Genomic DNA, 20,521 nt, shown 5'->3' with positions numbered 1-20,521 from the left:
CGAATTTCTTGACGACCATAGAGCATTGGAACCACCTGATCCCATCCCGAACTCAGCAGTGAAACGATGCATCGCCGATGGTAGTGTGGGGTTTCCCCATGTGAGAGTAGGTCATCGTCAAGATTAATTTCCGAAACCCCTATCTGCATCTGCAGGTAGGGGTTTTGTTTTGCGCGCACGAAAAGTGGGCGGCGGCGGGCCAATTCAACAGGCAATCGCACCTGATGTTGATCAGCATCAAGGTCGAGCCGAGCGTCGGGGCATGACAATGCCTTGAGTCTTGTGGTCCTTTGCAAGTTCGCCGAACTGAAGTCGAGAAGACCATGATCTACCCATTCCTGTTGACCCTGCATTTATTCGCCGCACTGATCTTTATCGGTACGGTGTTTTTCGAAGTGCTGTTCCTGGAAAGTATCCGCAAACAGTTATCTGCCAAGGTGATGCTCCTGGTCGAGCAGGGTATTGGCCGCCGGGCCCGCGCGCTGATGCCTTGGGTCTTGCTGGTGTTGTTTGGCGCGGGGCTAGGCATGGTCTGGCTACGCTATTTACCAGCCCTTGCTTCGCCACTGGCCTCATCGTTTGGCACCTTGTTGACGTTGAAGATCATTCTCGCCGTTAGTGTGTTGCTGCACTTTTTGGGGGCCATGTTTCTGTTTAGAAGTGGGCGGATGAACGCCCGATACCTGCACTTTATCCATGGCAGCCTGTTCTGCCATATGGTTGCAATCGTGCTGTTGGCCAAGGGCATGTTCTACCTGACGTGGTGACCTGGGCTCGACCGACTGTCGCGTTCTCCAGGCGCTTCACCTGTGCTTGATACAAATCAAGGAGCATCAATCGGTAAACCCGGACACTGGCCATCCGTAGCCAGTCTCGGAGACCGTGATGCTCGATTTCTTTCACAACCCCAGCGAGCTGATCATTCGGCGCGATCAAGGCGTGCTCGACCCCAACTGCCATGCCGACACCCAAAAATTTCATGGCGGTATAGGCTCTCTGGATTTGTTTCGTGCATTGCGCGGCAGTCGCCAGAAGCAGCGCCCGCTGTCCTTGAATGTGCAGTTACCCTCCAACCTGAAACCTTCCTTGTGTTCCCCGCGCAATATCGCGTGTGAGCGCAGCGGTATCGAACAGTATCTTCAACGCCTGGAGCGTGAGATCGACCTGGTCGGTTGTCACCTGGGTGCGGAGCAGCGGGTCGAGCAATTTCATATGTGCGGTGGAACACCTGCCATTGCCCATCTGCAGCGGCTGATGAGTCATCTGCGCAGTCGGTTCAACTTTCTCGACTATGAGTGCGGCGACTACAGCGTTGAGGTGGATCTTCACCATACCGACTGGTCGACCATGGGCTTGTTGCGCGACCAGGGTTTCAATCATGTCAGTATCGGCGTTCCGGATATCGGCGCGGACAGTGAAATGTCAGTGGCCTGCTACCAGAACCCAGCACCCATCCATTCGCTTATCGATGCCGCTCGCACCTTTGGCTACCGCTCAATCAACGTAGATCTGGGCTATGGCCATGCATGGCAGACGCCAGAGAGCTTCGCGCTGAAGCTGGCGACCATTATCGAGCTGGAGCCCGACAGGCTGCTGGTGTTCGACTATGCCCGGCCACCACAACGCTATCGGCCGGTGAGCTGGGACTCCGCCCGCGAACTGTGCAGCCAGGACGATAAAGGCGCGATGCGCCAGATCTGCTTTGAACAGCCGATAGCAGCGGGATATCACTACATCGGTCTGGGGCAGTTTGTCAGGCCCGATGATGATTTGGCGATCGCTCAGGAAAGAGGCCGGTTACGCCGCAACTGTCAGGGTTTTACCAGTCATGGCTATTGCGATCATGTCGGGTTCGGGATCGGCGCCATCAGCCAGATCGACGATTTGTATGCGCAAAACACTGACGATTTTGAGCGTTATCAGCAGCAACTGGACATGGGCCAATTGCCGACGTGTCGTGGCTGGCGCTGTGAGGCGGGTGATCAGGTCAGACACATGGTCATGGAGCGCCTGGCGTGTGACCTGGAGCTGGATATCCAGGCCATCGAAACACGTTATGGACTGATTTTTCGCAAGTACTTTTCATCAGCCTGGCCTTTGCTGGAGCAATTGAGTCGGGACGGGCTGATTGAGCTGTCGGAGCGTTTCATTAGCATTCTTCCCGCCGGTCGGCCGGAAGTGGATGCCATCTGCAACCTGTTTGAAAGGGATTTGGGCAGTGCAAGGCATTAACCCAACTGCGAGTTGATTGATCATGAAACCTTCGTTTGATTTTAATCGAGCCCTGGTCGAAAAGTATGACCGCCCAGGGCCGCGCTATACCTCTTATCCCACGGCTCCACAGTTCCATCAGGCGTTTGCCGTCGACGACTATCAACGTGCCGCTCAGGACAGCAACCAGGCGGCCGTTCCCAAACCACTGTCGGTGTATATCCACATTCCGTTTTGCAAGAGCCTTTGCTACTACTGCGCCTGCAACAAAATCATCACCCAGAAAACCCATCGCGCCGTTGAGTACCTGACGTACCTCAAGCGTGAAATCGTTATGCAGGCAGCATTGTTCGACAGCACGCGCAAACTCACGCAACTGCACCTGGGCGGTGGCACGCCGACCTATTTGACTGGCGAGCAGCTGGCTGACCTGATGGACTGCCTGCATCAAGCGTTTGATATGGATGACAGCGACGACCACGAGTTCTCCATTGAGGTCGACCCGCGCACCATCAGCACCGAGCGGATTCAATCGCTGCGCCAGCTGGGCTTCAATCGCCTGAGCTTCGGTGTGCAGGACTTCGACCCCGACGTGCAAGCAGCCGTCAATCGCCAGCAAAGCGAAGAACAGATCTATGCGCTGGTCGCGGCGGCGCGCCAGGCGCAATTCAAGTCGGTCAGCGTCGACCTGATTTACGGTCTGCCGTTGCAAACCGTGAAGAGTTTCGATGTCACCCTCGGCAAGATCATCGCGTTGCGCCCGGACCGGATTGCCGCGTACAGCTACGCCCATTTGCCGGAACTGGTGCGCGCCCAACGACTGATTCGCCCGGCAGACATGCCGCCACCGGAGCGCAAACTGGAGTTGCTCGAGCTGACCATCAGCCGTCTGACCGAGGCCGGCTATGTCTATATCGGTATGGACCATTTCGCCTTGCCGGACGACGAGCTGGCACTGGCCCGCGCCAATGGCACCTTGCAGCGCAATTTTCAGGGCTATTCAACCCACGCCGACTGCGATTTGATCGGCCTAGGGGTGTCTTCGATCGGTAAGGTCGGCGACAGCTACAGCCAGAGCGTCAAAGAGCTTTCACAGTACTACGCGCGTTTGGATCAAGGCTTGTTGCCGGTGCATCGAGGTTACCGTTTGAGCGCCGACGACCTGCTGCGTCGCGAGGTGATCAGCGATCTGATGTGCCACGGCAGGATCGATTTCAGCAAGTTCGAAACGCGGCATGGCATCTGTTTTACCGAATACTTTGCCGATGCACTGGCGCAACTTGACGAGCAAGTTCGCGATGGGCTGCTGGAGATTCACCACAACGCGCTGGTGCTGTTGCCCCAAGGGCATTTGATGATGCGCAGTGCCGCGATGGCGTTTGACGCCTACCTCGGTGGCGCGCAAAAAGGCCAGTTTTCGCGCACCGTTTGACGTGGCGGAGCGAGCGTCCGAAAGGAAATTTCTCGAGTTGATTTCAATCAAGGGCAGGGGGCGCAACGCTCCCTAACATGACCGCAAGATCCCGCCTTTGAAGTCAGAGCGTCCATGAAGATCCATCAGCTTTCGATTCCTGCCAACCTGCGCTCCTTGAGCGTCGGGCTGGTGATCATGATCGCGCTGATGTTCGTGACCTTCGAGGCGGTGCAAGCCAAGCAATACGGTGACATCGAACAGCAACGCATCGAGAAAGTGTTCCCTCATGTCGATTCTGTTTCCCAGCCCGATGGCAAGTTCAAGGTGCGAACGCTGTCTGCTGCCGGCAAGGTCCTTGGGTATGTTTTCCAGAGCCTGGATGTGGTCGATATTCCAGCGTACTCAGGCAAACCGATCAATACCCAAGTGATCCTAGACACGGCCGGCGTCATTCAGGATGCCTACGTCCTGGAGCACCATGAGCCGATCCTGCTGGTCGGCATTCCCGAAGCAAAACTTCACGCCTTCAGCGCCAAATACAAAGGGATCAAGGTCAGTCAGCGGGTCGTTGTCGGCCATTCCAGCGACCCGAACGCGGTCACGGTGGATGCGATCGCGGGCGCCACTGTCACGGCTATGGTGGTCAATGAAGTCATCATGCGCGCCGCCCATGAGGTGGCGGTGTCTCTGGGGTTGATCAAAGACAACGCAAGCCTGGCGCAGAAACCGGCCAGAGTGCGGGAGGGCGTCTACGAGCCAGCCAGTTGGGCCACGCTCACCGGCAATGGCGCGATCCGTCGTCTGCACTTGACCCGTGGCCAGGTCGACGGCTCTTTCAAGGGCACCGAGGCCGAACAGGTGGAGGCTGCTGCTGCTGATCAAGTCGACGACACCTTCATTGATCTTTACGTCACTGACCTGAACCCACCAACGATTGGCCGCAACCTGCTGGGCGAACATCAGTACGCCGCGCTGATGGCCGACCTCAAGCTCGGCGAGCAGGCGATTGCCGTGCTGGGCAGTGGCAGTTATTCCTTCAAGGGCTCGGGTTACGTGCGTGGCGGCATTTTTGATCGGGTGCTGTTGCGTCAGTTCGGCGACGCCATCAGCTTTCGCGATCTGGACTTTCAGCGGTTGAACGATGTGTACGCCGAGGGCATGCCGGAGTTTGGCGAAATGGCGATCTTCATCGTCCGCGCGGCTCACCGTTTCGACCCCGGCTCAGCATGGAGTCTTGAGCTGCTGGTGCGTCGTCAGACCGGCCCGGTCAGTGGCACATTCAGTAGCTTCGAACTGCCTTATCAACTGCCTGAGCAATACCTTGAGCGGCCACCGCCCAGCGCCGAAGAACTGGCCGCCATCGAGGAAGCCAATCGGCCGATGTGGATGACCATCTGGTATCAGAAACACTTCCAGATTGGCGTACTCGGTGCGGCCTTGCTGCTGCTCAGTGCGATCCTGTTCCTGCAAGACAAACTCGCCCGTCGGCCACGGTTTTTGCACTGGCTGCGCCGTGGGTATCTGCTCTTTACCGTGGTGTTCCTCGGCTGGTATGCCTTGGGACAGCTGTCGGTGGTCAATGTCCTGACCTTCGTCCATGCCCTGTTTGAGCACTTCCGCTGGGAGCTGTTTCTCACCGATCCGCTGATCTTCATCCTCTGGGTCTTCACCGCCGCGAGCATTCTGCTGTGGGGGCGCGGTGTGTTCTGCGGCTGGTTGTGCCCGTTCGGTGCCTTGCAAGAGCTGATCAACGAAGCGGCGCGCAAGCTGAAAATTCGTCAATACGAATTGCCGTTCGCGGTGCATGAGCGGCTGTGGGCGATCAAGTACATCATTCTGTTGCTGTTGTTCGGCATCTCCCTGGAGTCGATGTCCACTGCCGAGCTGTTCGCCGAGGTGGAACCCTTCAAGACTGCGATCACCCTCACGTTCGACCGCCAGTGGTGGTTCGTGCTCTACGCGGTGGTCCTGCTAGTCATCAATATCTTCACCCGCAAGGTCTATTGCCGCTACATCTGCCCATTGGGCGCGGCGCTGGCGATTCCGACCAAATTGCGTCTGTTCGATTGGCTCAAACGGCGCAAGGAGTGCGGCAGCCCCTGCCAACTGTGCGCCAAAGAGTGCGAGATCCAGGCGATTCATCCCGATGGTCGGATCAATGCCAACGAGTGCCACTACTGCCTCGATTGCCAGATGACCTATCACAACGAGAACAAATGCCCGCCGCTGATCAACAAACGCAAGAAGCGCGGCAAGGCCGCACCGGTCGGCGTGCAACTGATACCTGTCGTGGAAGTGACCGCTCTTGAATGAACCCGGCGAGCCGACCTACGCAGTGACCGTTTTTATCCCTTCAAGGAGCACACAACATGAACGAGACAGAATCCAAAAAACCAACTGAAGTGCCGGAACAGACCGGCCTCAGTCGTCGCGGCTTCCTCGGCACCAGCGCCGTGGCCAGCGTCGCGCTGGCCGGTGCCACGGCCCTTGGCGGCGCGGTGTTCAGCCGCGAGTCCTGGGCAGCAGCGGTCAAGGATGCTCAATCGAAAATCCATGTCGGCCCTGGTGAGCTGGACGAATACTACGGCTTCTGGAGTGGTGGCCATCAGGGCGAAGTGCGGGTGATGGGCGTGCCCTCGATGCGTGAGTTGATGCGTATTCCAGTGTTCAACGTCGACTCTGCCACCGGTTGGGGCCTGACAAACGAAAGCAAACGGGTACTGGGCGACAGTGCCAGATTCCAGAACGGCGATTGCCATCACCCGCATATCTCCATGACGGACGGCAAATACGACGGCAAATACCTGTTCATCAACGACAAGGCCAACTCCCGTGTCGCGCGCATCCGCCTGGACATCATGAAGTGCGACAAGATGCTCACCGTGCCGAATGTCCAAGCCATTCACGGCCTGCGTCTGCAAAAAGTGCCATACACCAAATACGTATTTGCCAATGCCGAGTTCGTCATCCCGCACCCCAATGACGGCAGCACCTTCGACCTGCAAGACAAGAACAGCTTCACCATGTTCAACGCCATCGACGCCGAGAAAATGGAAATGGCGTTTCAGGTCATCGTCGACGGCAACCTGGACAACTCCGATGCCGATTACACCGGCAAGTACGCCGCTTCAACCTGCTACAACTCGGAGAAGGCCTACGACCTGGGCGGCATGATGCGCAACGAGCGCGACTGGGTGGTGGTGTTCAATATTCCGCGCATCGAGGCGGCGATCAAAGCCGGCAAGTTCATCAACCTGGAAGACTCCAAAGTACCCGTGGTCGACGGTCGTAAAACCGATGGCAAGGACTCAGAGTTCACCCGTTATATCCCGGTGCCGAAGAACCCCCACGGCCTCAACACCTCATCCGATGGCAAATACTTCATTGCCAACGGCAAGCTTTCACCGACGGTATCGATGATCGCCATTGACCGTCTGGACGACCTGTTCGCCGACAAATTCAAGGATCCGCGCGAGGTCATCGTCGCTGAGCCGGAACTGGGCCTGGGGCCGTTGCACACCACCTTCGACGGTCGCGGCAATGCCTACACCACCTTGTTTATCGACAGTCAGGTGGTGAAGTGGAACATGGAAGAAGCGGTACGGGCCTACAAGGGCGAGAAGGTCAATTACATCAAGCAGAAGCTCGATGTGCAGTACCAGCCAGGCCATAACCATGCCTCGCTGACGGAAACCAGCGAGGCGGATGGCAAGTGGCTGGTGGTGTTGTGCAAGTTTTCCAAGGATCGCTTCCTGCCGACCGGGCCGCTTCACCCGGAGAACGATCAGTTGATCGACATCTCTGGGGAGGAAATGAAACTGGTGCACGACGGCCCGGCGTTTGCCGAACCTCACGACTGCATCCTGACGCGCCGGGACCAGATCAAGACCAAAAAAATCTGGGACCGCAACGACGCCTTTTTCGCCGAAACCGTGGCGATCGCCGCCAAGGATGGGATCAAACTGGAGACCGACAACAAGGTCATTCGCGACGGCAACCACGTGCGCGTCTACATGACCTCCTCGGCACCGGCCTATGGCCTTAACGAGTTCACCGTCAAACAGGGCAACGAAGTCACGGTAACCATCACCAACATCGACCAGATTGAGGACGTGACCCACGGTTTTGTCATGACCAACCATGGCGCGAGCATGGAGATCAGCCCGCAGCAGACCTCGTCCATTACCTTCACCGCCGACAAGGCTGGCCTGCATTGGTACTACTGCAGCTGGTTCTGCCATGCGCTGCACATGGAAATGGTCGGCCGCATGAAGGTCGAGCGGGCCTGACAGTTGCCAATCGACAGGAGCGGGCCAATGGCCGATATCAAGGAAAACCCAGTGCGTGGATCCCGGATAAACGTCATTGCACTTGTGCTCCTGCTGATTTCAGGCAGCGCTCTGGCGGCGGTGCAACCCATCACCGTCTTGCCGTTGCAGGCTGACGCTGATCAACGCTGGCACCTGCCAGCGGGGGAGTACCGTGGCTCGTTCAGCGTCGATCAACCGATGCAGATTCTTTGCGAGCCGGGTGCGGTGTTTCAGGGGCAAGGGCAGGGCAATGGCGTGATCATCAGTGCACCTGAAGTCAGGATCGAAGGCTGTACCTTTCTGGACTGGGGGCATGACCTCACGGCCATGAATGCGGCGGTGTTCATCCAGCCCAAAGCCCGTGGCGCGGTGATCAAGGGCAACCGAGTGCAAGGTCAGGGTTTCGGTATCTGGGTCGACGGTACTCAGGATGTGAGCCTGATCGACAATAGCATTCAGGGTGATCCGACGGTGCGCTCGCAGGATCGTGGCAACGGCATTCACCTGTATGCCGTGCACGGCGCCCGGGTCATCGGCAACCACGTGCGCGACACCCGCGATGGCATTTACATCGACACCTCGAATGGCAACCTGCTGCAGGACAATACACTGGAAGACCTGCGCTACGGCGTGCACTACATGTTTGCCAACGACAATCAGTTGCTCGGCAACACCACCCGTCGCACCCGTACCGGGTATGCCTTGATGCAAAGCCGCAAGCTCACGGTGATTGGCAATCGTTCCGAGCAGGATCAGAACTACGGCATCCTGATGAACTACATCACCTATTCAACCTTGCGCGACAATTTCGTCACAGACGTGCGCGATGGCTCGACTGGCGACAGCATGATCAGCGGTGCCGAGGGCAAGGCGCTGTTCATTTACAACTCGCTGTTCAACAGCATCGAACACAACCACTTCGAGCACAGCGCTGTGGGTATTCACCTCACCGCAGGCTCAGAAGACAACCGCATCGCTGACAACGCCTTTGTCGGCAACCCACGGCAGGTCAAGTACGTCGCCACCCGTTTGCAGGAATGGTCGGTGGATGGCCGGGGCAATTACTGGAGCGATTACCTGGGTTGGGACCGCAATGGCGATGGCCTGGGCGATATCGCCTACGAACCCAATGACAACGTCGACCGCCTGCTGTGGCTGTACCCGCAGGTGCGCCTGTTGATGAACAGCCCCGGGATCGAGTTGCTGCGCTGGGTGCAACGGGCCTTTCCGGTAATGAAATCGCCGGGGGTACTGGACAGTCATCCGCTGATGAAGTCGCCCACTCAAACCCTGACCAAGGAGCCCACCTCATGAATGTCGTCGATATCGAAGGCGTCAGCCAACGCTATGGGCACACCACGGTGTTGCATAAGCTCAACCTCAGTCTGGCTGAAGGTGAAGTGCTGGGCTTGTTCGGGCACAACGGCGCGGGCAAGACCACCAGCATGAAGCTGGTGCTCGGTTTGCTTGAGCCCAGTGAAGGGCAGGTCCGGGTGTTTGGCCGGTTGCCCAGTGATCCGGAGGTGCGGCGTCTGCTTGGCTACTTACCGGAGAACGTGACCTTTTACCCGCAGCTCAGCGGTCTTGAGACCCTGCGCCATTTCGCGCGGCTCAAAGGCGCGGCGTCCGGCCAAGTGGATGTGCTGCTTGAAGAAGTCGGCCTGGCGGGCGCGGCTTACCGGCGGGTCAAGACCTACTCCAAGGGCATGCGTCAACGCCTGGGACTGGCTCAAGCGCTGCTCGGTGAGCCACGTTTGCTGCTGCTCGACGAGCCGACCGTCGGCCTCGATCCTATCGCTACTCAAGATCTTTATCGGTTGCTCGACCGCCTGCGAGGCCAGGGCACCAGCATCATTCTGTGTTCTCACGTACTGCCGGGCGTCGAAGCGCATATCAACCGCGCGGCGATTCTTACCCAAGGCCGCCTGCTAGCGCTCGGCAGTCTGCGCACTCTGCGGGAGGAGGCGGGCTTGCCGACGCTGATTCGCGCTAACGGGCTCAAGCGCGCCGGCCCCTTGCAGCAGCGCTGGAACAACGCCGGGCATGTTACCCAGCGCTGGGGGGTAGAAGGCCTTGAAGTGGCCGCGCTCAATGGCAGCAAACTCGGGCTGTTGCGCCAATTACTCAATGACGACGAACCGGCGGACGTGGAAATCCATCAGCCGTCTCTGGAAGATATTTACCGCTATTACATGAGTCGGGCCGGCACCGCGCCGATCGGGGAGGCCGTATGAACCCAATCTGGAACATGGCCCGCAAGGAATTCAGTGACGGTTTGCGCAACCGCTGGTTGTTGGCAATCAGCCTGTTATTCGCGGTCCTGGCAATCGGCATCGCCTGGTTGGGCGCTGCGGCTTCCGGGCAGTTGGGCTTCACTTCGGTGCCGGCGACCATCGCCAGCCTGGCCAGTCTCGCCACCTTTTTGATGCCACTGATCGCGCTGCTGTTGGCCTATGACGCCATCGTCGGCGAGGACGAGAGCGGCACTTTACTGCTGTTGCTGACTTATCCCCTGGGGCGTGGGCAGATCCTGCTGGGCAAGTTCCTCGGCCACGGGCTGATCCTGGCCCTGGCGACGTTGATCGGGTTCGGTTGCGCGATGCTGGCGATTGCCGTGTTGGTGGACGATGTCGAGCTGAGCCTGCTGCTCTGGGCTTTTGGTCGTTTCATGCTGTCCTCGACCCTGCTGGGTTGGGGCTTTCTCGGCCTGGCCTATGTGCTGAGCAGCGTGTCGGCCGAGAAATCCACCGCTGCCGGTCTGGCACTGGGTGTGTGGTTCTTCTTTGTGCTGGTGTTCGATCTGGCGTTGCTGGCGCTACTGGTGCTCAGCGAAGGACAGTTCAGCCCCAAGGTACTGCCCTGGTTACTGCTGCTCAATCCCGCCGACGTCTATCGCCTGATCAACCTCTCGGGTTTCGAGTCCAGTGCCAATACCGCTGGCGTGCTGGCACTGGGCAACGATTTGCCCATGCCGGGCTCGATGCTCTGGCTCTGCCTGTTGCTCTGGGTCGCACTGCCGTTGTGGCTGGCCTACCTGTTGTTTCGTCGGCGGTCGGCATGATTTTTTAACCTTGGGTATTTCTGGAGCACGTGACGATGAACAACCTTTGCCTGAATACCGGGCGGGCGCTGGCCGGTCTGCTGGTCTGCCTGCTGCTGGCGGCCTGCGACAAGCCCGCGCAAACAACTTACAACGACGTTCCTGCGGCGTTCCACCCCAGCGATGAATGTCATGTCTGCGGGATGATCATCACCGGATTTCCCGGGCCCAAGGGCCAAGTGGTCGAGCCGAGCGGGATCAAAAAATTCTGCTCCACCGCGGAAATGCTCGGTTGGTGGTTGCAGCCGGAAAATCATCATGGCGATGCCAAGCTCTTTGTCCACGACATGGGCCGCAGCCCTTGGAACACACCGGATGACTCCCATCTGATCGATGCGAAAAGCGCGTTCTATGTGATCGGCACCCAACTCAAAGGCGCCATGGGCGTGGTGCTGGCGTCTTTCTCCAGCCAGCAGGCCGCCGAAAAACTCGCCGCTGATCAGGGCGGTCGAGTGCTGCGCTTCAGCGACATCGATTTGACGCTGCTCCAGCAGCAATCCGCCATGTCGCCCATGACTCATTGACGCGGCTGGTCCTCCAAAGCTCCATCGAAAAAATCTGATCGCCGTCAAGTCGGTATTTCTTCGCCTGCTCAAAGATAGGGGTCTGTTCGTCCCCAATGCTTGGCATCCGCGATGCCCAGGAGGAAATGATGAAAACCGAGTTTCAGGATCGTTTGGCGGTGGTCACGGGTGCCAGCTCCGGGATCGGCCTGGCGTTGTGCGCGGCGCTATTGTCCCGAGGGAGCAAGGTACTGGCGATGTCACGTTCCCTCGGTGAGCTGCCGGCGTTGCAGCAGATCTACGGTGAGCGACTGCACTGGCATGCCGGAGATGTCACTTGCCGGGAAGACCTGCACGGTCTCGCCCTGCGCGCCACGGCACTGGGGCCGGTGGATTATCTGGTGCCCAATGCCGGTATCGCCGAAATGGCCGACAGCCTGGATATGCACGCCTTCCAGCGCCAGTGGGCGGTCAATGGCGCCGGGGCATTGAATACCCTGGCGGCGTTGCGCGGCGAACTGGCGAGCCCGGCTTCGGTGGTGTTCGTCGGGAGTTTTCTGACCGGATCGAGCTTTCCCGGGCTGGCGGCCTGCATTGCCAGCAAGGCCGCGCTGGTGGCTCAGGTGCGGACACTGGCGGTGGAGTTCGCACGCTTTGATGTGCGAATCAATCTGGTCTCGCCAGGGCCGACCGCAACTTCGATGTGGGATAACCTGGGATTGAGCGAGGAGCAGTTGGATGGCGTCGCTGACAGCCTGACTAAACGTCTGCTGCCCGGTCATTTTCTCGACGCTGCGGCGGTGGCCAATGTGATTGTGTTTCAGATGTCCCAGGGCGCCCGGGGTGTCTACGGTCAGGACTGGAAAGTCGACAATGGTTACACCCTGGGCTGAAAGGCGTAGAGGGCAAACGCAATTGCCCAAATCGCGACATTTGGCGCTATCATTACGTCAAATGTCGTATGGAGGTGATCGGTATGCCCGCAGCGAATCAAGCAGACAAGGTGACGGGGAGGAAGAAGGTCATCAAAAAGCCTACTGAGGTGCTATTACATGGCCGCAAAGGTGACACGCGCATGTTGATCATCCAGTACACGCAGGAAGGCTTCAACCTGAGCGACGTCAGGGACATGCTTTCTACATCAACTCTGTACATGGAGCGCGGCCTTGTTCAGCGAATCACTGGGAAGTCCGTCAGGACCGTCCAGCGCTTGGTGAAAGAGACCAAGCCGGTACGACTGAACCAGCAGCAGAGTACTGTCGCCTTCCAATATGCGCAGACCTTGGAGCACGCCACCAACGTGTTTGGCAATCAGCAGTTGGCTGAGGACTGGCTGAAGAAACCCTGCAAATACCTCGACGGTAATGTCCCGCTGGAACTGATCGACAACTCGCTTGGCTTCCAGGTGGTAGAGGAGTACCTGACCCGGATTGAACACGGGGTCTACCAATGAATCCTTTGCCCTGGGACGGGAAGTGGCACGCTTGGCGCCTTGACCGCGAGGTATACAAGGACACGTGGGACAGTGGCATTGGTGCGCAAAGATCCGGTGGCCGATGGAACCCTCCCGGCCGCCGGGTTATTTACGCTTCGGCCGACCCGTCCACTGCCATACTGGAAGTCGCGGCCCACGTAGGCTTCGATACTCTCGATATGGTGCCTCACGTGCTGACGTGTTTCGAAGTGCTAGATCCGGAACTCATTAACGTTGTTCAACCTGAAGATGTGCCGAACCCGAACTGGCTCATCCCGTCTCAACCCTCGCCCAATCAGCAACAGTTTGCTGATCAGCTGCTAGCCCAGCATCCGTTCCTGCTCATCCCTTGCGCGGTCACTCGTCATTCGTGGAATTTACTGGTGAGCTGCGACTTGGCCGCAGATAAATTCACGCTTGTCTCTCAGGAGCGCTTCGGCTTAGACACCCGTTTGCTCAAGAAAACGTGAGATTCACCTGACCAGGAAGCAAAGCTTAGTGCGAAGTGCCTTCTGCAAACTCGATCTTGTTGCCGACGTTGTACTTGCCTGAAGGCTTGTTCATCGGGATGCGCTTGATCTCCTGAAGAGTGTTGCTGTCGTAGACGATCAGCGCACCGTCGGTGTCCCAGATGCTCAACAGCAGGTAACGGCCGTCGCGGGTGAACTCGACATGGGCGGCTGTCTTGCCGGGCATTGGGCGCAGGGTGTGGGCGATTTCCAGGGTCTGTTTGTCGATCAGGTGGATCGCGTCGTTGTCGGGTCCAAAGAACACGTCGGTCCAGGCATAGCGTGAGTTGACGTGACTGCGCATAAAGAAGCCCGGCCCCAGAGTCGGGATTTCCTTGATCAGCTTCCAGGTCTTGAAGTCGATAACCGAGATCAGCCCCTTGCTGATGTTCGGCGTGGCGAACACCCACTGGCCGTTACGTTTCCAGTAGGTGCCCGAGCCCAGATGCGGCATGCCCGGCAGCGGTATGTCGGTGACCACATTGCCGCTGTCGAGGTCGATCACCTGGCCGCCCTGGGCCTTGCGCGAGGTGGCCAGCAGCTGTTTGTAGTCTGGCGAGAAGGAGAAGTCATCCAGGTAATCCTGGGCGTTGATGCGTCGCGGTTCGAAGCCCGGTTTACCCGCGTAAGACAGCTCCCAGACTTCCTTCACGTCCTTGAGCGCCACGATGAAACTGTCGCGCGGCGGCGCGGTGTAGACCGCACTGACCCGTGACGCTGTACCGTCCTGGCCGATCACCGGGATGATTTTGACCAGTGACAGATCGCGGGCATCGAGTAGCACCAGGCTGCCTGGCAGATAGTTGCCCACCAGCACCCAGCGCCCATCCTTGCTCACCGCCAGGTTGCGGGTGTTCAGCCCGGCGCGAACCTCGGCAATCAGTCTCAGGTTGTGCAGGTCATACAGGCTGATCCAGCCATCGCGGGAGGCGAAATAGACAAAGCGGCCGTCCGGCGAGAACTTCGGCCCGCCATGCACGGCGTAGTGCGAAGCAAAGCGCGCCAGCACTTCAAAGCGATCGCCGTCGAGGATGTTGATGTGATGGTTGCCGGCTTCCACCACCACGAACAGATTCAGCGGGTCGGCGCCATGCTGGGGAGTGCTGGGCAGTGTGCTGACATCCGCGAGAATCGTGTGACTGCTGCGAATGTCGTCGTCATTCCAGGTGGGCGGGGTGGCGGGCGGTAGCTGAAGATAATCCACCATCGCGTCGATCTGCGCCGGATTGAGCACGCTGGAGTACGCAGCCATCTGGCTGGCGGGGCGGCCGTTCTGGATCACGCTGCGGATTTCGTCGGGCTTGATCCGGCTGAGGCTCTCCGGCAACAACGCCGGTCCCGCGCCGCCGAAGCGATTGATACCATGGCAGCTCTGGCAATGCTGCTGGTAGTTGAGTGCGGCCTGTTCAAGCGCCACTCCAGAGACTGGAACCGCTGCGGCGCCATGGGCCGCACCGACCCATAACAATTGGGCCAGGACTATGCGCCTCATATCGCCACCTTAGCGTGGCGTTGCAGTGCCTGAACGGGGTAAAGGCGCGCCGGGTATTCCTGCGGTTGTGCGGCGAACAGATCGACCACTTGACCGATGACGGTCAGCGTCGGAATGCCTTGTGGACAATCCAGCGCCAGGGTCGGCAGCTGGTGCAGCAGCCCACGGGCGACGTGCTGGTTCGGGCGGGTGCCGTTGCTGATCAGCGCCGCTGGTGTGTCGGCGGCCAGGCCGGCTTCGATCAAGCGCTGAGAGATGAGCGCCAGGTTCGACAACCCCATGTAAAACACCAGGGTCTGGCTACTGTCTGCCAGGCTGCTCCAGGGCAGCTTCAACTCGCCATCGCGTTGCAAATGGCCGGTGATGAAACGGCAGGAGTTGACCAGGTCACGGTGAGTCAGCGGAATGCCCGCATAGGTGCTGCAACCTGACGCGGCGGTAATGCCCGGGACCACCTGGCAGTCAATGCCGCGCTGGAGCAAATAGTCCAGCTCCTCGGCGCCACGGCCGAAAATGAACGGATCGCCACCCTTGAGCCGAACCACGCGCTGTCCCTGATCGGCGAGGTTGGCGAGCAGTTCGTTGATCTGTTCCTGAGGCAGGCTGTGGCAGCCGCTGGCCTTACCGACGTAATGCCGGGCGCAGGTGAGGGGGATCAGCGTCAGCAGCTCGGGGCTGATCAGACGGTCATAAACCACGGCGTCGGCCTGCATCAACAGGCTCCAGGCGCGCAAGGTCAGCAGACGTGGATCGCCCGGGCCGGCGCCGACCAGGGCGACTTCGCCCGGTCTGAACGGGGACTCAAGTGCGGCAGGTAAAACAATGGCTGGGTGCATGGGGACGTCCTTGGTTCTTCATCAGGTTGGCCGGCCCCATCGTTTGCCAGAGGGTTTGCCGGCGGGCGATTCAATGCATGATGCAAGGGATTGTCGGTAACGGCTGCACACCGATTTCCTCATCGCTAAGGTGACAGCCGGGGTCCTGGCCCCAGAGATCGCCCTCGGCCCAGGCGCGGGTGCGGGTATTGCCGTTGCAGATACTCAGCCAGCGGCAATGCCCACAGCGCCCGCCGACGGCCCGCGGATGCTCACGCAGCTGCAGCAGCAAGGCGTCAGGTCGGTCCAGCCAAAGGGTGCGGAACGGCGTATGCCGGACATTGCCGACCGAGTGCTGCCACCAGTAGGTGTCCGGGTGCACTTCGCCGGTGTTGTCGATGTTGGCAATGCCGCTGCCCGAGGCGTTGCCGCCCCAGGCGCGCAGCATCTGTTCCAGTCGGGGGTAATGCTCGGGTAGGTGCAGGCTCACCCATTGCAGCAACAGAATCGCGTCGGCATCGTTGTTGCCACTGACAAAATCGCTGTCGCGACCCTGCTCGATGTCCTCCCAGGCCCGCTCGAAAATCAGCGTCATCGCCTCGCGGCTTATCTGTTGCCGGGCGTCGAGCTTGCGGCTGCGTTTGCCGCGACCGCTGTAGTTGAGGTGCGACAGATAGAATTTCTGCACGTCGTACTCACGCATCAGCGCCAGCAACTGGGGAAGCTGCGTATGGTTCTCTTGGGTCAGGGTGGTGCGCAGTCCGACACGAATGCCCTGTTCACGACAGAGCCGGATCGCCTGCATGGAACTGGCGAAGCTGCCTTTGAGTTGGCGGAAGGCATCATGGGTTTCCTGCAGACCGTCGATGCTGATCCCGACATAATCGAAATTCGCCGCGCTGATCTGCGCGATAGTCTGCTCATCGATCAGCGTGCCGTTGGTGGACAGGGCGACAAAGAACCCCTTGTCTCTGGCGTGGGCGCTGAGCTGGAACAGATCGTCGCGCAACAGCGGCTCGCCACCGGACAGGATCAATACCCGCACACCGGCGTCGTGCAGGTCGTCGATCACCTTCAGCGCGGCTGCGGTGTCCAGTTCGTCGCGAAAGACGCTGTCGGCCGAGGTGGCGTAGCAGTGTTTGCAGGTCAGGTTGCAACGTCTGAGCAGATTCCAGATCACCACCGGCGCTCGGTTGCTGCCTGGCGGGCTGGTTCGGGGGGCTGGACACTGGCCGGCCAGGGCACGCAGGTAATGGCTGATCCTCAACATGCAAATCTCCTTGAGTAAGCGCGTGTTCAGCGTGGCGCTGGCGGTAGCCGCAAACCGGTTTTTTTCAAGATGCGGCTGCTCACCAGCATCTCGTCGGCAGTGCAGGAGTCGCCCAGCAAGAAACGCAGGTGCTCGCGGTAGCTGTCGATTTCATCGCTGCTGCGGCCATGGACCATGGCAAAGAGGTTGTAGCGCCACGCGGTTCGGCGCGGGCGGCGATAACAGTGGCTGACGAAGGGTTGCGCGCCGATCAGCGCGCCGAGGCGCGGCATCTCCTCGTCGAGCACATCCCAGACCGTCATGCCGTTGTAGCGATAGTCCAGGCGATAGTGGTTGGGGACGGCGGCGATGCGCCGGACAGTGCCCGCGGCCTGTAGTCGTTTGAGCAAATCCAGGGTGGAGTCGACGCTCAGTTCCAGCTGTTCGGCGAGCCAGGCCCAGGGATCGTCCAGCAACGGCAGGCCGGCCTGGGTCAGCTCGATCAGCCGGTAGGTCAGCGCCTCTTCAGACCGGGAAATACAGACCGACATGGTACGTCTCCTCTTTAGGCAGATTGAGCACCGGCAGGCCGGTCAGGGTTTCGATGCGTTGCAGGGTCTCGGCGATGCCCTGTTCAGTGGCGCAGCCGAGCACGAACCACATGTTCCAGGCGTGTTCACGACGGTAGTTGTGCGCCACTTCAGGCATGCCATGCAGCAGCTCGGCGACGTCCTCGAAGCGATTTTCCGGGACCGCCAGCGCGGCGAGGGTGAAGGCGCCGCCGAGCCGCTCGATGTCGAACATCGGGCCGAAGCGCGTGAGGATGCCGTCATCGAGCAATTCATGGAGGCGGTCGAGCAGTTCGGTGCTGCTGCTATCGAGTTCTGCGGCCAGTACTCGCCAGGGATGGCGCACCAGCGGCAGGCCCAATTGCAGTCGGTTGATCAATCGACGGTCGAGGTCATCCATGACTTGGTGCTCCTGTCTGCGCTTGCGCAAAACGCCCGCCGCACTGTTTGAACACCTGGGTGCTGAACAGCAGTTGATGGGGCAGATCGCTCAGCAGGTGTGTTTCCAGCAACTTCTGGATCTGTGCCTCGACCCGATCACGTTGCCGACCGTGAACCATGCAGAACAGGTTGTATCGCCATTGCGGCAACCGCCGTGGCCGTTGATAGCAGAGGGTAATGCCGGGCGTTCGCCCCAGGCGCTGGCCGACTTCGTCGATCAGGGCATCCGGAACGTCCAGCACCAGCATGGCGTTGGCGGTAAAACCGACTGCGCGGTGATTGAGCACCAGGCCCACCCGGCGAAAGAGCCCTTGCTCGCGCCATTGATGCATTTGCTCGAGTACCTGGGTTTCGTCGGCGTTTATCTGTTGGGCGAGGGCCTGATAGGGGCGCGGCACCAATGGCAAACCGGTTTCCAGTCGCCGGCGCAATGCCAGCGCTTGTTCAGCATTCAGGCCCGCGTTCATGGCACGTCCCTCAGAGCAAAACCCAGGTCGATGCGGTAGGCGGTCAGCATCGGCAGGTCCAGCGGCGTGAGGCCGGTGTCTTGCTCCAGTTCGTCGAGGACTCGTTCGAGGTGTTGGCGATTGGGGCCGGTCAGTACGAACCAGAGGTTGTAGTGATGTTCCCGTGCATAGTTGTGATTGACCTCGGGATAGCGGCTGACGCGCTCGGCGACTTGTTGCAGGCGTTCGGCGGGCACGGCCAGGGCGGCGAGGGTGCTGGCGCCGGCGCGGCTGTGTTCGAACACCGGACCGATGCGTGACAGGATGCTGGCCAGTTCCAGGTGTTGCAGACAGGCGATTACCTCGGCTTCGGTGCAACCCAGGGTGTGCGCCATTTCCTGGTAAGGTTCCGGGCACAGCGGCATGCCGTGCTGGAAGCGATCGATCAGGCGGCGACTCAGCGGGTCAAGTTTCATTTCAATACCCCATCTTTTGCGCGCGGCTGCTGAAGAAGATCCCGCTCGGCTTGGTGGCCGGCAGGGTGGTCAGGCGTTTCAGGCTGTACGGGTCCCAAACTTGAACCTGATCGCCGTCGCGTAACGACAGCCACAGTTGATCGCCACGGGAGGTAAATTCCATGTGCAGCACCGCTGGCCCTGGTTGCAGATCTGCGACCACGGCGTGGGTCTCGGTATCGATGACTTGAACCCGATCATTGTCCGGATAGGCGAAATTGACCCAGAGCTGCCGACCGTCCGGCCGCGACGTGACGAACACCGGCTGGCCGGCCACCGGGATGACGGCGGTCTGCTGCCAGGTGCGTGAATCCATCACCAGCACTTGATGGCGGCCGACGGCGGGCACGAACGCCTGGTTGTCGGCGACGGCCCAGCCTTCCAGATGCGGCATCTTGTAGACCGGCAGTTTCGCCTGGCCGCGACCGTAGTCGCCGAGTACCCGCTGCACCCCGCGCTCTGGATGCCAGAGGTCGAGTTGAGCCATGCCGTCTTCGCCGAACAGTCCGGCCATGTAGTAACGCCCGTCCGGGGTGATCAGTGCGTCGTAGGGTTGCTGGCCGATGTTCTTGAAGCGGCTGATCTGCGGGGTGTTGCCCTGACTGAAATCGGCGGTCCAGATCTCGCCGGTATCAAACAGGCTGAACACGAAACGCTGCCCGGGTGCATCCACCAGACCGACTACCCGTGAACGCTTGGTTCCATCGGGCAGGAGTGTGGCGGGAATATCGGCCACTTGTTGCAGGGTCTCGGCATCGAAGACTTTGACGCCACCGGGCACGTAATTGGAGACCGCGATCAGCTTGCCGTCCTGACTGATGGCGCCGCCGATGCTGTTACCACCCTGGATGACCCGCTGATCGATACGCCGGGTCAGCAGGTCGACTTTGCTCAGACCTCCGTCGCGGCCGAATACGTAGGCGTAGCGCTGGTCGCGGGAGAACACCACCGAGGCATGGGACAAGTCACCGAAGCCTTCGAGGCGGGCGAGGGCAGTCTGGGTATCGCTTTCGATAATTTGTAGGCTACCGGTGGCGCGCTCCACTACCACGCCCAGATCGCCAGTGCCACGCAACGGTGGCTGAACGCAGGCGGACAACAACAGGCCGGTCGCCGCTGACATCAGGATTGAACGGATCATGGTGCGGGATATCCTTGGAGAAGAAGATCGACCAGCCAGCGGATGTCGTCGGGGCTGAGCAGCGGGCCCCAACCGGGCATGGCGGTACCGGGACGACCCTGGGTGACGGTGGCAATCAGGCTGTCCCTGGACTTGCCGGCCAGCGCCGTACGGGTCAGTTCGGGCCCAAGCCCGCCGGTCATGCGCAGGCCATGGCAAGCGCCGCAGTCCTGGGCCAGCAGGTGTTCGAGCTGTGCCTGACGCTTGGCGTCGGGCGCCGCAACCGCAGTTGCGCAAATCAGGAGGAGGGCCGTCAAAATCACAGTGTGTCGGTGAACCTTCATGACGCCCTC

General features: G+C 59.8%; 21 protein-coding genes and 1 rRNA gene. 13 read left to right on the top strand and 9 right to left on the bottom strand.

The window, feature by feature from the left end; translation table 11 throughout:
* Positions 1–7 precede the first annotated feature (7 nt).
* From rrf to ACN1C3_RS19925, 13 genes are all read left to right on the top strand, one after another.
* Positions 8–123, top strand: a 5S ribosomal RNA gene (rrf, locus tag ACN1C3_RS19985).
* Positions 124–323: 200 nt separating this feature from the next.
* The gene (locus ACN1C3_RS19980; RefSeq protein ID WP_419117489.1) at positions 324–767 is read left to right on the top strand and encodes a CopD family copper resistance protein; all 444 of its coding nucleotides are present in this window, start codon (positions 324–326) and stop codon (positions 765–767) included.
* Between the two features lie 118 nt (positions 768–885).
* Entirely contained in the window at positions 886–2,232 is a 1,347-nt protein-coding gene (locus ACN1C3_RS19975) for a coproporphyrinogen III oxidase (protein ID WP_419117488.1), read from the top strand.
* Between the two features lie 22 nt (positions 2,233–2,254).
* Entirely contained in the window at positions 2,255–3,643 is a 1,389-nt protein-coding gene (gene hemN, locus ACN1C3_RS19970; protein WP_419117487.1) for an oxygen-independent coproporphyrinogen III oxidase, read from the top strand.
* 177 nt (positions 3,644–3,820) lie between these two features.
* A complete protein-coding gene (nosR, locus tag ACN1C3_RS19965) occupies positions 3,821–5,938 on the top strand; it encodes a transcriptional regulator NosR (RefSeq protein ID WP_419117494.1) in 2,118 nt (705 codons plus the stop codon).
* 56 nt (positions 5,939–5,994) lie between these two features.
* A complete protein-coding gene (nosZ, locus tag ACN1C3_RS19960; RefSeq protein ID WP_419117486.1) occupies positions 5,995–7,914 on the top strand; it encodes a TAT-dependent nitrous-oxide reductase in 1,920 nt (639 codons plus the stop codon).
* Positions 7,915–7,941: 27 nt separating this feature from the next.
* Positions 7,942–9,249: a nitrous oxide reductase family maturation protein NosD gene (locus ACN1C3_RS19955; RefSeq protein WP_419117485.1), complete on the top strand. Its 1,308-nt coding sequence runs from the start codon at positions 7,942–7,944 to the stop codon at positions 9,247–9,249.
* A complete protein-coding gene (locus ACN1C3_RS19950; protein ID WP_419117484.1) occupies positions 9,246–10,169 on the top strand; it encodes an ABC transporter ATP-binding protein in 924 nt (307 codons plus the stop codon). Before ACN1C3_RS19955 ends, ACN1C3_RS19950 begins: the two co-directional genes overlap by 4 nt.
* Positions 10,166–10,996, top strand: a complete 831-nt coding sequence (locus ACN1C3_RS19945) for an ABC transporter permease (protein ID WP_419117483.1) — start codon at positions 10,166–10,168, stop codon at positions 10,994–10,996. The genes ACN1C3_RS19950 and ACN1C3_RS19945 overlap by 4 nt, the downstream gene beginning before the upstream one ends.
* Before the next feature lie 35 nt (positions 10,997–11,031).
* Complete coding sequence (locus tag ACN1C3_RS19940; protein WP_419117482.1) at positions 11,032–11,559, top strand: nitrous oxide reductase accessory protein NosL; 528 nt, start codon at positions 11,032–11,034, stop codon at positions 11,557–11,559.
* Positions 11,560–11,687: 128 nt separating this feature from the next.
* Entirely contained in the window at positions 11,688–12,431 is a 744-nt protein-coding gene (locus tag ACN1C3_RS19935) for an SDR family NAD(P)-dependent oxidoreductase (protein ID WP_419117481.1), read from the top strand.
* A gap of 83 nt (positions 12,432–12,514) precedes the next feature.
* The gene (locus tag ACN1C3_RS19930) at positions 12,515–12,991 is read left to right on the top strand and encodes an antitoxin Xre/MbcA/ParS toxin-binding domain-containing protein (RefSeq protein ID WP_419117480.1); all 477 of its coding nucleotides are present in this window, start codon (positions 12,515–12,517) and stop codon (positions 12,989–12,991) included.
* The gene (locus tag ACN1C3_RS19925; RefSeq protein ID WP_419117479.1) at positions 12,988–13,482 is read left to right on the top strand and encodes an RES family NAD+ phosphorylase; all 495 of its coding nucleotides are present in this window, start codon (positions 12,988–12,990) and stop codon (positions 13,480–13,482) included. The genes ACN1C3_RS19930 and ACN1C3_RS19925 overlap by 4 nt, the downstream gene beginning before the upstream one ends.
* A 25-nt stretch (positions 13,483–13,507) precedes the next feature.
* Here ACN1C3_RS19925 and ACN1C3_RS19920 read toward each other — a convergent pair whose 3' ends face one another.
* The 9 genes from ACN1C3_RS19920 to ACN1C3_RS19880 form a co-directional block, all read right to left on the bottom strand.
* Positions 13,508–15,013, bottom strand: a complete 1,506-nt coding sequence (locus tag ACN1C3_RS19920) for a cytochrome D1 domain-containing protein (protein ID WP_419117478.1) — start codon at positions 15,011–15,013, stop codon at positions 13,508–13,510.
* Positions 15,010–15,849 (bottom strand): uroporphyrinogen-III C-methyltransferase, encoded by an 840-nt coding sequence (gene cobA, locus ACN1C3_RS19915; RefSeq protein WP_419117477.1) that lies wholly within the window; start codon positions 15,847–15,849, stop codon positions 15,010–15,012. Before cobA ends, ACN1C3_RS19920 begins: the two co-directional genes overlap by 4 nt.
* Positions 15,850–15,919: 70 nt before the next feature.
* Positions 15,920–17,098, bottom strand: a complete 1,179-nt coding sequence (gene nirJ, locus ACN1C3_RS19910; RefSeq protein ID WP_419117476.1) for a heme d1 biosynthesis radical SAM protein NirJ — start codon at positions 17,096–17,098, stop codon at positions 15,920–15,922.
* Positions 17,099–17,124: 26 nt separating this feature from the next.
* Positions 17,125–17,628 (bottom strand): nitrite reductase, encoded by a 504-nt coding sequence (locus tag ACN1C3_RS19905; protein ID WP_419117475.1) that lies wholly within the window; start codon positions 17,626–17,628, stop codon positions 17,125–17,127.
* Entirely contained in the window at positions 17,603–18,046 is a 444-nt protein-coding gene (locus tag ACN1C3_RS19900; RefSeq protein ID WP_419117474.1) for an Lrp/AsnC family transcriptional regulator, read from the bottom strand. Before ACN1C3_RS19900 ends, ACN1C3_RS19905 begins: the two co-directional genes overlap by 26 nt.
* Positions 18,039–18,554 (bottom strand): AsnC family protein, encoded by a 516-nt coding sequence (locus ACN1C3_RS19895; protein ID WP_419117473.1) that lies wholly within the window; start codon positions 18,552–18,554, stop codon positions 18,039–18,041. The genes ACN1C3_RS19900 and ACN1C3_RS19895 overlap by 8 nt, the downstream gene beginning before the upstream one ends.
* Entirely contained in the window at positions 18,551–19,009 is a 459-nt protein-coding gene (locus ACN1C3_RS19890) for an Lrp/AsnC family transcriptional regulator (RefSeq protein WP_419117472.1), read from the bottom strand. The genes ACN1C3_RS19895 and ACN1C3_RS19890 overlap by 4 nt, the downstream gene beginning before the upstream one ends.
* Before the next feature lies 1 nt (position 19,010).
* The gene (locus tag ACN1C3_RS19885; RefSeq protein ID WP_419117471.1) at positions 19,011–20,189 is read right to left on the bottom strand and encodes a cytochrome D1 domain-containing protein; all 1,179 of its coding nucleotides are present in this window, start codon (positions 20,187–20,189) and stop codon (positions 19,011–19,013) included.
* Entirely contained in the window at positions 20,186–20,512 is a 327-nt protein-coding gene (locus ACN1C3_RS19880; protein ID WP_419117470.1) for a c-type cytochrome, read from the bottom strand. The genes ACN1C3_RS19885 and ACN1C3_RS19880 overlap by 4 nt, the downstream gene beginning before the upstream one ends.
* Positions 20,513–20,521: the final 9 nt, after the last annotated feature.

Source organism: Pseudomonas sp. H11T01, from assembly GCF_048515765.1.
Lineage (GTDB): Bacteria > Pseudomonadota > Gammaproteobacteria > Pseudomonadales > Pseudomonadaceae > Aquipseudomonas.
Note: the sequence above shows the minus strand (reverse complement) of the source record. Positions and strands in the feature narration are given on the sequence as shown.

Excerpts from the sequence above, each read along its gene's own strand:
- ACN1C3_RS19980 (WP_419117489.1), top strand. The coding sequence starts at position 324 with ATGATCTACCCATTCCTGTTGACCCTGCATTTATTCGCCGCACTGATC.
- ACN1C3_RS19975 (WP_419117488.1), top strand. The coding sequence starts at position 886 with ATGCTCGATTTCTTTCACAACCCCAGCGAGCTGATCATTCGGCGCGAT.
- hemN (WP_419117487.1), top strand. The coding sequence starts at position 2,255 with ATGAAACCTTCGTTTGATTTTAATCGAGCCCTGGTCGAAAAGTATGAC.
- nosR (WP_419117494.1), top strand. The coding sequence starts at position 3,821 with ATGATCGCGCTGATGTTCGTGACCTTCGAGGCGGTGCAAGCCAAGCAA.
- nosZ (WP_419117486.1), top strand. The coding sequence starts at position 5,995 with ATGAACGAGACAGAATCCAAAAAACCAACTGAAGTGCCGGAACAGACC.
- ACN1C3_RS19955 (WP_419117485.1), top strand. The coding sequence starts at position 7,942 with ATGGCCGATATCAAGGAAAACCCAGTGCGTGGATCCCGGATAAACGTC.
- ACN1C3_RS19950 (WP_419117484.1), top strand. The coding sequence starts at position 9,246 with ATGAATGTCGTCGATATCGAAGGCGTCAGCCAACGCTATGGGCACACC.
- ACN1C3_RS19945 (WP_419117483.1), top strand. The coding sequence starts at position 10,166 with ATGAACCCAATCTGGAACATGGCCCGCAAGGAATTCAGTGACGGTTTG.
- ACN1C3_RS19940 (WP_419117482.1), top strand. The coding sequence starts at position 11,032 with ATGAACAACCTTTGCCTGAATACCGGGCGGGCGCTGGCCGGTCTGCTG.
- ACN1C3_RS19935 (WP_419117481.1), top strand. The coding sequence starts at position 11,688 with ATGAAAACCGAGTTTCAGGATCGTTTGGCGGTGGTCACGGGTGCCAGC.
- ACN1C3_RS19930 (WP_419117480.1), top strand. The coding sequence starts at position 12,515 with ATGCCCGCAGCGAATCAAGCAGACAAGGTGACGGGGAGGAAGAAGGTC.
- ACN1C3_RS19925 (WP_419117479.1), top strand. The coding sequence starts at position 12,988 with ATGAATCCTTTGCCCTGGGACGGGAAGTGGCACGCTTGGCGCCTTGAC.
- ACN1C3_RS19920 (WP_419117478.1), bottom strand. The coding sequence starts at position 15,013 with ATGAGGCGCATAGTCCTGGCCCAATTGTTATGGGTCGGTGCGGCCCAT.
- cobA (WP_419117477.1), bottom strand. The coding sequence starts at position 15,849 with ATGCACCCAGCCATTGTTTTACCTGCCGCACTTGAGTCCCCGTTCAGA.
- nirJ (WP_419117476.1), bottom strand. The coding sequence starts at position 17,098 with ATGTTGAGGATCAGCCATTACCTGCGTGCCCTGGCCGGCCAGTGTCCA.
- ACN1C3_RS19905 (WP_419117475.1), bottom strand. The coding sequence starts at position 17,628 with ATGTCGGTCTGTATTTCCCGGTCTGAAGAGGCGCTGACCTACCGGCTG.
- ACN1C3_RS19900 (WP_419117474.1), bottom strand. The coding sequence starts at position 18,046 with ATGGATGACCTCGACCGTCGATTGATCAACCGACTGCAATTGGGCCTG.
- ACN1C3_RS19895 (WP_419117473.1), bottom strand. The coding sequence starts at position 18,554 with ATGAACGCGGGCCTGAATGCTGAACAAGCGCTGGCATTGCGCCGGCGA.
- ACN1C3_RS19890 (WP_419117472.1), bottom strand. The coding sequence starts at position 19,009 with ATGAAACTTGACCCGCTGAGTCGCCGCCTGATCGATCGCTTCCAGCAC.
- ACN1C3_RS19885 (WP_419117471.1), bottom strand. The coding sequence starts at position 20,189 with ATGATCCGTTCAATCCTGATGTCAGCGGCGACCGGCCTGTTGTTGTCC.
- ACN1C3_RS19880 (WP_419117470.1), bottom strand. The coding sequence starts at position 20,512 with ATGAAGGTTCACCGACACACTGTGATTTTGACGGCCCTCCTCCTGATT.